Genomic DNA, 12756 nt, shown 5'->3' on the forward strand with positions numbered 1-12756 from the left:
CTGTTTTAACCTCAAAAAGTATCAAAAGAAATAATTGAAAAAACAGAAATTCAAAAGTGTACAAAATGTAAAAGCCTCACTTGATCACTTGTTTTACTTGCTTTTGAAAAGCTTATATCAGACTAAAATCTTTTGTCACTTTTGCGGTTAAAAAAATGTCATTTGATAAAAAAATATTTATTAAAGATAAATCAGTTGCGTTTTAAGCACCTTCATTCCCAGATTTTCTAAAATAGATTTGTACGTTTCAATTTGTCTATCGTTCTTTTCGGTTTCCATTCCGGTTTTAAAATCTACAATAATATAACCCTCATCACTTTTTAAGATTCTGTCTGGACGGTAAATTTTACTGATTCCTCTTTCGGAAATCATAATATCTTTCTCGTTGATTACTTTCCATTTTTCATCAAAAAATTCTGAATATTGATGGATTATTGTTTGAAGATCATTCTTGATATTTGCTTTTTCTTCGAGCGTAATCTGGCCTTCCAAAACATACGTTTCCAAAACCTTATCAATATCTTTTTCGGTATTGATTTTAGAAAGTAATTCATGTACAAAAAGTCCTATTCGCACTTTCTCATTCCTTACCTGATAATTTTTTGAAGGTGTTGCAATTTTTATGGAACTTGTATTTTCATGCTCGTTTCTAAGGGTCTGTATGTTTTCAGTTTTAAATTCAGACTTTTTATGAGAAATCTGCTTTTTCAGCATTTCAGGATGGGTTTCGTACAAATCAAATTCATCAAGACCTTGCAGGTTTTTCGACTGTACAAATTCTAAAATTTCCAAGTTATTTGAAGTCTTATTTTGTTTCTGAAGATAAAAAAACAACTGTTCAACAGGTCGCGTTGTCGCAACGTATTGCAGACACAATCGATCGACAAGATTCTTATAAGAATTTTCCTGATTAAACTTTTCTATTCCTTCATCATACGCCTCGAGGTTTTTGCTAAACTGATTGATGTTAACTGATTTTAAAGCTGATTTTTCCTCTGTTTCAAACCAGTTACTAAATTCAGAATCACGGTTTTTATTCATCATCGGAATAAAAACTACCGGAAATTCAAGTCCTTTTGCTTTGTGAATCGTCATGATCTGAATCGCGTCAATATTTTCGGAAGCCTGAATGGTATAGGTTGAAGCCTCTTCATCCCAATATTTTAAAAATTCTTTTGTACTTGCCCCTGCATTTTGGGTGAAATTGAAAAGCATTTCCAGAAAGTTGAGCAGGAAATCGGTTTCTTTATGTTCAATTGAAAACTCGTTGATGTAATATTCAATAAAATTATACAGATTAAATTTCGGGAAATGATCCTGCTTCAGTTTTACATGATATTTTTCTTCGATGAATTGAATAACGGTTTCATGCTGTTCCAAGGCAAGGATTTCTTTCATATCTAAAGTAAAATCGGGCATACTGATTCTCCCGAGTCTGTTGAGATAAAACATCATCATAATGAGATGAGGTTTGTTTTTAGGATTCGTTTCCCATTTCAGAAATTCAATAACAGCTAATAAAGTATTCGATAATTCCAGAGTTAAACCTTTATCGGAAATCGTTTTAATATTGGTTTCTTCGCCATTATAATTGACTTTCAGATTTCCTAATTTTTGCGAGTAAGAGAAGATATCAAAGTTTCCCCGGCAGAGAATGGTAATGTCTGAAAATCTAAATCCGTTATCCAGACATTCCTGGATGTCTCTTTGCATTTTATCGGAAACATCGTTATAGAAATCTTCATTCGTTAAGTTTTCAATCAGATTTATTTTTACTCTTCCTTCAAGACTTGATTTAGGATTTTGTTCGCCATCGACTCCAAAAATATGTTGGTGTTCCTCTTCGAGATTTAGGGAATGAAAATGATACAGCTCATTATTGAACCGAACGATATTTTTAGCACTTCTCCAGTTGTCTTTCAGAACTAATAATTCGGCTTGCTTAGGTGAAAATTCTTTTTTATTGATAATATCCAGCATCAGTTTGCTTTCACCGCCACGAAATCTGTAAATACTCTGTTTGGGGTCGCCAACTAAAGTGAAAGACGTATTTTCTGTCGAAATACTGTGATCTCTCAAAGGGACAAAATTCTGCCATTGCAATTCTGATGTATCCTGAAATTCATCAAAAAAATAGTGCTGAAATTGCGAGCCTACTTTTTCATAAATAAAAGCGGAAGGTTCATTTTTAAGATTTTCATTAATCAGAATATTAAATTTAGAAAGCAAAACCAGATCATTTTCTTCTTCTATTTTTCTTAGTTCATCCTGAATATCTTTATTTACTTTCAAAGGCAGCAATGCCGAAAGTATTTTTTCTTTTTTCTGGGTTTCGATGAATAAAAGTATAAGCTTCATTCGATTTTCAAGAAGTTGTTCCAGAATTTCTAGAATTTCAGATTCTTTATGTTTAGATTTTGTAGCCGGGCCTTTACGATACTTCTCAACAACAGACTCTTCAGTTGTGGTCGGAAAAGGAAATGCGGGTCTTTTTTTCTGATAAAAATCGACAACTTTGGTAAAAAATCCACCAATTCCGTTTTTTCCTTGCGCAAAATCATCAATTTCAATATTGCGTGATCTGAATAATTCTATTGAGCTTAATGCAAGCTCCAGAGATTGCTTTTTATTGGAAGAAATTTCCTTTCTTAATGTATTTTTGATGCTTTCATAATTCTCATCATCAAATTCTTTGTTTTCTTTCAGATGCTCATAATGAATGTCTTTTACAAATTCTTTGGCAGAACCGTAAAGATTTTTGTTGAGATTAATTCTTTCATTATTCTCAAGACTGTAATCCACATAATCCATAAACGAGTTAGAAATATTCTCATTTTCTCCGATCTGATCAAGCATTTTGTCAACAGCTTCAATCAAAAATGGTTCTGCATCAATTTCAAGATTAAAATTTTTAGCCAAACCCAGTTCATAAGAAAAACTTCGTACTAATCGAGAATTAAAACGGTCGATCGTTCCGATATTTAAAGTAGAATAATTATGAAGAATATAATCTAAAAGCTTTTTGGAACGGTGATGCAGTTCATCAATTGTTATTTTCAGACCTTCGTCTTCAAACGCTTTCTGAATGTTTTTAAGGTCATTGTTATCTGTATAATTGTCTGCGGTAAATTTGTCTAGCCACGAAAGAATTCTTTCTTTCATTTCGTTTGCTGCCTTATTTGTAAAAGTCAACGCCAAAATATTTCTGATCGCCTGATGCTGATTAGGATACCTAAGGCAAATCATCAGAAGTCTCTGTACAAGAGCGTAAGTTTTACCGGAACCTGCCGATGCATTGATTACCGTATAAGAGTTTGACATTTTTTAAAGAAGATTTTATGCAATTTAAATAAAATTTAATTGAAAAATTAACAATTTCAAGCTGATATTTTAACAGTTTCGAAGTTTAAAATCAAAAAAAATACTAAAAGCCGTTAACTCTGGTTAAACTTGTTTCGGGAATGAAAAATAACTTTAGTTTTGCTTAATAAAACCATAGTCTGTGAAATTTAAACTACTCTTTATTTTATTCTTCGTTTCTCTTATTCAAATGAATGCTCAAAACTATATTTTTGGGAAGATTTCGTCTGAAGATTTACATGAAGTTCCCAATGTGACTGTTATCAATATGCGTACGAATGAGCAGGCTCTTACCAACAGAGACGGCCATTTTATGGTGTCAGGAAGGGAAGGTGATATTCTTCGGTTTTTTAAAAACGGGTTTGAAAGAATAGACCGAAAAGTTTCTAAAGAAAATCTAGAATCTCCGATGAATGTACAGTTGAGGAGAGCTGCAGAATTGATTGCTGAAGTTGAAATCAAAAAAGGACTTAGCGGAGATTTGAAAATAGATTCTAAAACTTTGAATGCGCCAAGAAAAGTCGAAAAACTAAAAGCAGATATTAATAATTATCTCAAGCAGAACTCTGATCCCAGAATTTTGGCAGCAAGACCCGGTGAATTTGTACAGCCAAGAGGACAGGGTTTTTCTATAGGCAAAGTGAAAAACAAATGGGATGATCTCGATCTCGCCAATTATCTTGCGTATGCTTTAGGAGATCAGTATTTCGCAGATTTAAAAATCGAAAAACCATTTATTAATCATTTTATCAATTACGTTCTTTCTGGTGGATATGAAAGAGCAAAGATTTTAAAATACGGTTTTGTAAGCGATGCAGATTTGATGAGATTTCAAAGTTTTGTCTTGATGCGGGTTTCTTCATACCGAGCTCCGCAAACTCAAAAATAAACACATAAACACAAATGATTAGAAAAATTTTTTATGTATTTTTCTTTCTTCTTACCCTCCATCTTTTTAGTCAACAGAAAATAACCGGAAAAACGTTGAGTGAAAATGATATGGTTGTCACCTGGGTTCTGGTCGTTAATATTTCTAATGATCAGAAAGTATACAGTAATTCTTCGGGTGAATTTTCTATTGAAGGTTCAGAAAATGATGAGCTCAGATTCATTAAAAAAGGATACGAAAGAACATCAAGAAAAGTCTCGGACGTAAAATCTGCAATGAATGTTGTTTTAGTAAGGATCCCTGAAGAAATAGAAGAAGTAGAAATAATTTCTACAACAGGAGATCTTTTTAAAGACTCTAAAAGACTGTCCAAAATCGATAAAAAAGATCAGCTTCAGAAAGCAATTGGTCTTCCGAAACCTCCTGAGAAACCTCGGGAAGTTCCGGCAGAAGTAAAGAAGGTGTTGCTGGGCGCTGCTTTTGGGAGTCTTGATGTACAGGGTACTTACGATCTGATAAGCGGAAAAGCACGAAGACAGAAAAGATGGTATAAATATGAAGATGTACAGCTTGATATTACCTGGATCAGGAAAAGGATTGATGATGAATATTTTGTAAAAGAAGGTATTCCTGCTGAAAGAATCTCAGAGTTTTTAGAATTTAGCTTTACCATCAAACCGGAAATTAGAAAATATGTAAAAGCAAATAATATATCGAGAGTTATGTTTACTCTGGAAAGTGTTCTTCCCATTTATGTAGACCGTCTCAAGAAAAGCGACAACAATACTGAGCAAAAATGAGAGCAGTTTCCAAGAGATATTTAATACTGATTGCTTTGCTGCAGATAATATTCACATTTTCGCAGCAGAATATTTCAGGTAAAATTGTAGATGACGATCACAATAGTATGAATGCTGTTTTAGTTTTCAATAGTACTAAAAATATAAAATCGTACAGTAATATTTCAGGATATTATTCGATTGAAGCACAAGAGAATGATGAAATAAGATTTATAAAAGAAGGCTTTTACCGAATCGATAAAATTGTTAAACAAGAAACATTCAATTCTCAAACAGAGATACGATTGGTAAGAGCTGAAACCCTGATTCAGGAAGTGAAAATAGGCTATAAACCTTCGGGTAATTTAACTAAAGACAGCAAATATCTGGATGATTCTAAAAAAGTAGCTTCCCTGAAATCTTCAATCAACGATTATATGAAATCTGAACTGAATGAGCCGCTTCCTAAAAGTGAAGTTCCAAAATCGTTTCAGGGTCACAACTTTTATGAAGGACAAGTTGATGTAGTAGAAGTTTTAGGTGCAGCTATCGGCTTAATAAAAAAAGCAACCGGTACTAAAATTACAACTCCCAATTACGTCGAAACTCAGGATTTTCTTGCAAAAGTAAAAACGGATGTAGATTTATCGATGTTTAAAAAATACGGAATGAGTGAAGAAAGAATCGACCATTTTCTGGCGTATGCCGAGAAAGTAAATCATCTTTCAAAAAAATACCGTAAAGATTTCAATGCAGCGACAATTTTGAGCGAACTTCAGACTGCATTTACAGAGTATTCTAAATTGAATAAATTAAGCGACTGATTTTCATGATTTAAAATTGCAAATACTGTTGAAAGTTAGTACATTAGTTTTCACACAAATCATCCTTTATTACAATGAATAAATCAATTATTGCTATTACAATCGCAGCTTTAGGCTTCATTATCGGGCTCGGGCTTTTAGGAAATGCAATCAAAAATCGCAATCGGTCTGAAAATACGGTTTCGGTTACGGGGTTGGGTACCAAACAGTTTACTTCTGATCTGATTACCTGGTCGGGAAGTTTTTCTAAGAATAATGCGGATCTGAAATCTGCGTATGACGAGCTTGCTTTAGACCGAAAAGTAATCAATGATTATCTTCTTTCGAAAGGGATCAAGCAGAACGAAATTGTTTTTTCGTCTGTAGACATTCAGAAACAGTTCAGAAGTTACAATGATGCTAACGGAAATTATGTGCAGGGAGAATTTTCGGGATATAATCTGAAACAAATCGTTTCGATAGAAAGTAAGGAAGTCGCAAAAATTGAAAATCTGTCCAGAAATATTACTGAAATCATCAACCGCGGAATAGAATTTACATCTTCTTCGCCTTCTTATTTTTATACAAAACTATCGAATGTAAAACAGGAAATGATTGCTTCAGCAACGAAAGATGCCAAAGAGCGTGCTGAAAAAATTGCCGAAAATTCAGGAAGCAGTCTGGGAAATCTTAAAAAAGCAACAATGGGAGTTATTCAGATTACGGCTCCGAATTCCAATGAAGATTATTCTTATGGCGGAACTTTCAATACTTCTTCCAAAGAAAAAGAAGCAAGTATTACGATTAAACTGGAATATGAAGTTGATTGATATTGAAGACTGTCACTATAAATCCAAAGTTAATTGCTTTGGATTTATATTTTAATGATAAACAATATCATAAATTTCATCTTTTACTTCCTCTAGATTTTCGGGGGTATAATTAGCCAGAAGCCAAAGTTTGAGACTGTTTTTACCTTCGCCATAGCTTGGCTGTACATACATTTCGTCAATCAGAGTAAACCCGTTTCTTTGATAAAACGAAAAACGTCGTTTAGCATTGTCGTCTAAATGTTCCGGTTCTATTTCCAAGATAATTCGTGGATAATTTTTAAATAAATAATCTGTAATATGCGAACCCAGTTTTTGATTTCTGAATTCTGAGAACACTTCAAAATGCTCCACAAAAACATGGTTTTTCAGGTCCCAAATAATAAGGTAGCCAATGTTTTCAGAATTATTTAAAACAGAAATTACTTTTACATTAGGATGATCAAACAACTTTACAAATTGAGACCACTCCCGTCTTTCATCTTCCGGAAAAGTTGTTGAATATGAATTAAAGATCTGCTGCACACGATAATCATCGGGTGATGTGATTTGTAGAAATTCCATGCTTAAAGGTCAAAAACGCTTGGTCGTCTGGTGATAAAAATGTCTTTAATCCAAAGAGTAAAGGCCAGACCAAGATAAATTAAAAAGAAAAATCCTGCCGTTGCAAATGTAGAATAGATAAAGAAAACTCTCAGTTTAGAAACCGGAATTCCCAGCTTGGCACCCATTCTTGTGAGTACACCAAACCATTCGCGTTCCATTTTGTGGCGTAGATTATCAAACATTTTTTAAGATTCTTTTAAAATTTTAAATCCGATACCGCAATTTAAGCAATTTTTTGCTTCGCAATAGTTTTTAAAATGATAAATCAGACTTTGGCTTTCTAAAGAATTTTTCACTTTCAGACCCAACTTTTTCCACTCCTGAACAATTGAATTTTTTTCTGAATGAATCTCATTGTAATAAGACAAGATGTTATCACCGATATTTTCATCCAGATGTTTGTGATACGTATATTTTATGGGAAGAACTGTGTTTAAAATAATCAATTCAATGAAATCTTTCGTTAAGATTTTTGGCTGATCTATTGTAGAGATTTTAGTAAAATTAAAATGATTATTCCAATATTGTGAAGCTTCTACTTCTTTAAAAATTTCATGTAAAGCATTTGTATTTGCTGCCGAAATTATCTTTGAGAATACATTCTGATGCTGAAAATAAAGATCAGCAAATTGTGATAACCGAATTGTCGGAAAGTTGGGCGGTCGCAACCGAAGGAACTTAGGACGAATTGTTATTTCGGGAATGTTATATTTGGCTTTAAGGAAATCGAACTCTCTTTTCCATATTTTCATTTGCGAATCTTTTGGATTTTCCAGCCAGCCTGAAATTCCAAAAAACAAGGCTTCAAGCTGTGTTTTGTGTTGGAGTATCTTATTAATAATGGTAAAATCAATACTTTCTGCAATTTGCTTAAATATTGAAGCATTTACTCTTAATCCGAAAGAGTAGGCGAGATGATGAAACATTACGGCTTCGTAATTATTTTTGTAAAGCTGTAGATCTGCTTCTATTTCTAAAGATTTTGCTTCCAGCTTTTTGAGTACATTTTCTTCATGAAAGTTGATGGGGATTTTCTTTATGCTAAATATTTTTTCGCAAGGGATAAACTGATTTTCCTTCAGTAGTTTCTCATATTTCTGAAAGATATTTTTGTCTATATGGTTTCTCAGTTCAAGTGTCGGAATATTCTGATCTTTGAACTCTTTGATGTCAGCATCATTCTGAAAAACGACATGCAGGATGATATTCTGATAAGCCGGGTCTTTTGAATGTTGATGAAAAATCCAGTCGGAAGATTTTACATGAAGCTCGATGTTTCCGGCAAGAATAATGTTTTTGATTTTAATCTGTGCCATCAGAAAATCTGGACCTGAATCTGTATTCCATTTACCAAAATTTAAAATTTCAACAGAATTTCCGTCGGTATCTGTAAAATTGAAATGGGTGAATACTTTGAAATTCCAAAGATATTGAAGCAATTTCTCGTTCATCAGTTGTGGTTTTGTGTTACAACGAATGTAGCGAAAATATTCATGCATTTATCATCTATTTTTGATGAAAAGTTGCTTCAATGGAGTTTAACCTAAGTTCGGGATAAGAGATGCTGATAATAGTTTCTGAAATTTTTAAACGCAAAGATCTATACTTAAGACTTTATATAAACAAATGGAATTCATCTTTGCGTTAAATACATAATGAACTCACGGTAAAATGGTTTATGCCTGTTGTTTAAACCGAACTGAGTTGCGTTGCAATGAAGTAATTGTTTCCGAAAACGTGCCGGCACTCTGCAGGAAGCTTTCGGGTTCTTCCGAAACGTTTACGCAAGACTGCAGGAGACTTTCGGGTCATATAGAAACCTTGTTGCACCTTAGTAAGAAGCTTTCCGGAAGTTCCGAAAGGCTGTCGCAGCACTGCAACAAACTTTCGGGAAAAGTTTAGTATAAAAAAAGCCAGAGCAACCGCCCTGACTTATAATTTATTTTTAGAAAAAAGACCTTACGCTTTTGCCGGCTCCTTCACAAAATTTGCAATCGTTGTTTTGTACATTTCTTCATAGATTGGAAGAATGTTTTTCAAATCAAATTTTACAGCTTGTTCTTTAGCATTAATTTTCATCTGTGCTAAAAGTTCTTCGTTGCTCAAAAGCTTGATACAATAATTACTCATCGCTTCTACGTTACCGATTTCAGCTAAAAATCCGGTTTCACCTTGAATATTTACTTCCGGAATCCCACCCGCATTAGAGCTGATTACCGGAGTGTAAGCCGCCATCGCTTCTAAAGCAGCCAGACCAAAGCTTTCCTGCTCAGACGGAAGTAAAAACACGTCTGAAAGCTGTAAAATTCTATATAAATCATTTACTTTTCCTAAAAGACGGATTTTTGAAATCAAATTCGGGTTTTCTTCTAAAAACTGATTGACTTTTTCCATATCCGGACCTTCACCAATGATAATCAGTTTAGATTTTACTTTCTTTTCTACATTTTTAAAAATTTGCAATACTTCATCTACACGTTTTACAGGACGTAAATTGGAAACGTGAATCAATATTTTTTCGTCTTCATTGGCAAACTGGGTTCGCTGACATTCATTAAGTTCATCAAATTCAGAGTTATCAATGAAATTGGTAATCACCTGAATCTCTTTTTTAATATTAAAAAACTGTAGCGTATCCTTTTTCAGACTTTCGGAAACAGAAGTAATGGCATCCGATTTATTAATCGAAAATTCTACCGCATGTTTATAACTCGGATGTTGACCTACCAAAGTAATATCTGTTCCGTGAAGTGTTGTTACCAAAGGAATGTCGTTATTGTCTTCCTTCAACATTTGCTTTGCCGTAAAAGCCGCATAAGCATAAGGAATGGCGTAATGAGCGTGAAGTAGATCTAATTTATAAAGATTCACAACACGATAGATCATTGAGCTTAATGCAATATCATAAGGCTGATATTGAAAAAGCGGATACGTCTGAACATTTACTTTATGGAAAAAAATATTGGGATTGGTGATATCTAATCTTGCGGGAAGTGCCGAACTGATGAAGTGTACTTCATAGCCTTTGTTTGCCAAAGACATTCCTAGTTCTGTTGCCACGATTCCGCTTCCGCCGTATGTTGGGTAGCAAAGTATGCCTATTTTCATTGTACTGTTGTTATTTTGAAGTGGTGAATTCTGTTGATTTTGAAAATTTTGGAGCTTCCAGATTTATTCCCATTCCGGGTTTTAATTGATCATTTACCAAAACGGGAAGTTTTCCTGAAATTTTGGTTTTTCCGTTGAGTGCATCTGCCGTTGCCGTCATAGAGTCATCATTATTTTCATAAGAAACTAAAACGGTAGAAACTTTAGATAGATCGATATCCTTCAACGCATAAGCGCTTCCAAAAACATTAAGAATTACATTTTTATTTTTTGTTAAGTCCGATAAAATCTTTTTAGATTCTGCTGAAATTTTATAAGGTTTGTAAGCTGTAGAATTATCTTTATGGAAACCTACAATAACAGTTGAATTGGCAGGAATTGTATTGATTTCCGAAGCTTTTTTAACGATAACTTTTGAGCCTGATTTTAATCGATTTTCAAAAGTCTGATAAGGAGCTTCTTCCAAAGGAACATAATAGTATGTTGTATTTGAATTTAACGGAAGCAATTTCTTCTCATCTTTCAATAATGTTAAAGCATTTGAATAAAGATTTTGAACCAGTTTTGTATGCGAATCATTATTGATGTCGTAGTTGATATTTTCAGGATTTTTTGGAGTGTATTGATTTAAGCCTAAAAAATATTTGGTTAATAAAATCTTCTTTACACTTTCTTCAACTCTTGATTGAGAAATTTCTCCTTGATCAATAGCTTTTTGAATGAGTTTTTTACCTTCTGAGACCCCTTGTGAAAAAAGCATAATATCATTTCCTGCTTTAAACGCTAAAGCATCTAGTTCGCCCGGCTTATATTTATTGGCTACAGCGCCCATATTCAAAGCGTCAGTGATGATTAAACCTTTGTAGCCAAGCTTTTCTTTTAATAACCCGGTTATAATGTTTTTTGAAATAGAAGCAGGAATACCTTTGCCAGATTCCAGACTTGGAACGTATAAATGAGCAACCATTACACCGCCAATTCCTTTATTCATTAAATCTTTGAAAGGTGCTAATTCTATTTTATTTAATCTTTGCAGGCTGTGAGAAACTACGGGAAGATCGAGGTGAGAATCTGTATTGGTATCACCATGTCCCGGAAAATGTTTGATCGCTGCGAGAATATTGTTGTCTTGCAAACCGTTTGCATACGATAATGCAGATTGCGTGACATTAGAAACTTCTGAACCAAAGCTTCTGTTCCCAATAATCGGGTTGTTTGGATTGGTATTCACGTCAACGACAGGTGCGAAATCCCAGTTGACACCCATTCTTTTGCAGTCTTCGGCGATTTTGGCGGCCATCTGATAAATAAGATCTTTATCCTGAATAGCTCCCAAAGTCATTGCCCAAGGAAATTTGTGAGCGGTATTGATTCTTTGGTACAATCCCCATTCGGCATCCATACCAATCATCAAAGGCACTTTTGATTTTTGTTGAAATTCGTTCACCAGATTAATTTCTCTTGCAGCATCATCCTGCATCAAAATCAATCCGCCGATTTTATCGTTTGTAACAATATTTCTTACCTGATTGATGTGGTTTTCATCTTTATTGGTGTAAAGAGCCACAATAAAAAGCTGACCCAGTTTTTCATCTTGAGAAAGACTGTTGTAAGTTTGGTCTACCCATTCTTCTGCTTTTTTGAGATCATGCTTTGAAATTTCTTTTGGCTGGTATTGAGCCGAAAGATTTAAACTGAATAAAACGGTAATTAAGAGAAAATTAAAAACTAATTTCTTCATGATTTTTGAATATGAACAAAAATACGATTAAAAAAATGATGAATACTAAAGTTTTTTTGATTTTTGGTATATGTTTTGATTCCGCCTTTAGTAATATTAAACTTAATTTAAAATGAAAAAAATTATTCCATTTTTAATGCTTGCATTTGTCAGCGTATTTACTGTAAGTTGTGATAACGATGATGATGTACAGTATGTAGATAATGACACCTATGCTGGAGTTATCGAGATTACAAGAAATTTCCAATATAATACTGCAGAAGATGTTTATTTTATCAATCAGTCAATTAGTATGGAGCCTTCGGATATGGCTTTAGTATATAGATTGAAAGATGGATCAAATAATGGTGATGTTTGGGAACAGATTCCTAGAACATTATATTTTTCTGGTGGAAGAGAGCTCGATTATGACTTTGATTTTACTCAAAAAGATGTTCAGATTTTAGCGGGTGGAAACTATGACATTTCAACAACTCCGACTTATTTGAATAATCAGACTTTCAGAATTGTTTTAGTTCCTGCAGGCTTTTTAAATAAAGGAGCTAAACCTCCGGTTGATTACAGTGACTATAATGCGGTGATTAAGTATTATAATATCAACGACTCAAAAGTTACTAAATATTAAAAGTAGAATCTTTTC

12 protein-coding genes are annotated in these 12756 nt (G+C 33.6%); 5 read left to right on the forward strand and 7 right to left on the reverse strand.

The window, feature by feature from the left end:
* Positions 1–180: 180 nt before the first annotated feature.
* Positions 181–3321, reverse strand: a complete 3141-nt coding sequence (locus tag EG358_RS03865; RefSeq protein WP_076557574.1) for a UvrD-helicase domain-containing protein — start codon at positions 3319–3321, stop codon at positions 181–183.
* 181 nt (positions 3322–3502) lie between these two features.
* On the opposite strand from EG358_RS03865, the gene EG358_RS03870 reads away from it, so the two are divergent.
* The 4 genes from EG358_RS03870 to EG358_RS03885 all read left to right on the forward strand — a co-directional run bounded on the left by EG358_RS03870 (position 3503) and on the right by EG358_RS03885 (position 6661).
* Positions 3503–4249, forward strand: a complete 747-nt coding sequence (locus tag EG358_RS03870) for a hypothetical protein (RefSeq protein WP_076557576.1) — start codon at positions 3503–3505, stop codon at positions 4247–4249.
* 14 nt (positions 4250–4263) lie between these two features.
* On the forward strand, positions 4264–5049 hold the full coding sequence (locus EG358_RS03875; protein ID WP_076557578.1) for a hypothetical protein: 786 nt from the start codon (positions 4264–4266) through the stop codon (positions 5047–5049).
* Positions 5046–5852, forward strand: a complete 807-nt coding sequence (locus EG358_RS03880; protein ID WP_076557580.1) for a hypothetical protein — start codon at positions 5046–5048, stop codon at positions 5850–5852. Before EG358_RS03875 ends, EG358_RS03880 begins: the two co-directional genes overlap by 4 nt.
* Positions 5853–5926: 74 nt before the next feature.
* Positions 5927–6661 carry an SIMPL domain-containing protein gene (locus EG358_RS03885; RefSeq protein ID WP_076557582.1) on the forward strand — a complete coding sequence of 245 codons (735 nt, stop codon included), beginning with the start codon at positions 5927–5929 and terminating at the stop codon, positions 6659–6661.
* A gap of 51 nt (positions 6662–6712) precedes the next feature.
* On the opposite strand, the gene EG358_RS03890 is transcribed toward EG358_RS03885, so the two are convergent.
* From EG358_RS03890 to EG358_RS03910, 6 genes are all read right to left on the reverse strand, one after another.
* Positions 6713–7225 carry a GNAT family N-acetyltransferase gene (locus EG358_RS03890; protein ID WP_076557584.1) on the reverse strand — a complete coding sequence of 171 codons (513 nt, stop codon included), beginning with the start codon at positions 7223–7225 and terminating at the stop codon, positions 6713–6715.
* A gap of 2 nt (positions 7226–7227) precedes the next feature.
* Positions 7228–7449, reverse strand: a complete 222-nt coding sequence (locus tag EG358_RS03895) for a PspC family transcriptional regulator (protein WP_034678114.1) — start codon at positions 7447–7449, stop codon at positions 7228–7230.
* Between the two features lie 3 nt (positions 7450–7452).
* The gene (locus EG358_RS03900) at positions 7453–8718 is read right to left on the reverse strand and encodes a DUF2851 family protein (protein ID WP_076557586.1); all 1266 of its coding nucleotides are present in this window, start codon (positions 8716–8718) and stop codon (positions 7453–7455) included.
* 238 nt (positions 8719–8956) lie between these two features.
* Positions 8957–9142, reverse strand: a complete 186-nt coding sequence (locus EG358_RS19565) for a hypothetical protein (RefSeq protein ID WP_159436350.1) — start codon at positions 9140–9142, stop codon at positions 8957–8959.
* An 84-nt stretch (positions 9143–9226) separates the two neighbouring features.
* Positions 9227–10375, reverse strand: a complete 1149-nt coding sequence (gene bshA, locus EG358_RS03905) for an N-acetyl-alpha-D-glucosaminyl L-malate synthase BshA (RefSeq protein WP_076557589.1) — start codon at positions 10373–10375, stop codon at positions 9227–9229.
* A 10-nt stretch (positions 10376–10385) separates the two neighbouring features.
* Positions 10386–12116 (reverse strand): glycoside hydrolase family 3 protein, encoded by a 1731-nt coding sequence (locus tag EG358_RS03910; protein WP_076557592.1) that lies wholly within the window; start codon positions 12114–12116, stop codon positions 10386–10388.
* A gap of 112 nt (positions 12117–12228) precedes the next feature.
* Between EG358_RS03910 and EG358_RS03915 the strand changes: the two genes are divergently transcribed.
* Positions 12229–12741, forward strand: a complete 513-nt coding sequence (locus tag EG358_RS03915) for a hypothetical protein (protein ID WP_076557595.1) — start codon at positions 12229–12231, stop codon at positions 12739–12741.
* Positions 12742–12756: the final 15 nt, after the last annotated feature.

This window comes from Chryseobacterium indoltheticum (assembly GCF_003815915.1).
Lineage (GTDB): Bacteria > Bacteroidota > Bacteroidia > Flavobacteriales > Weeksellaceae > Chryseobacterium > Chryseobacterium indoltheticum.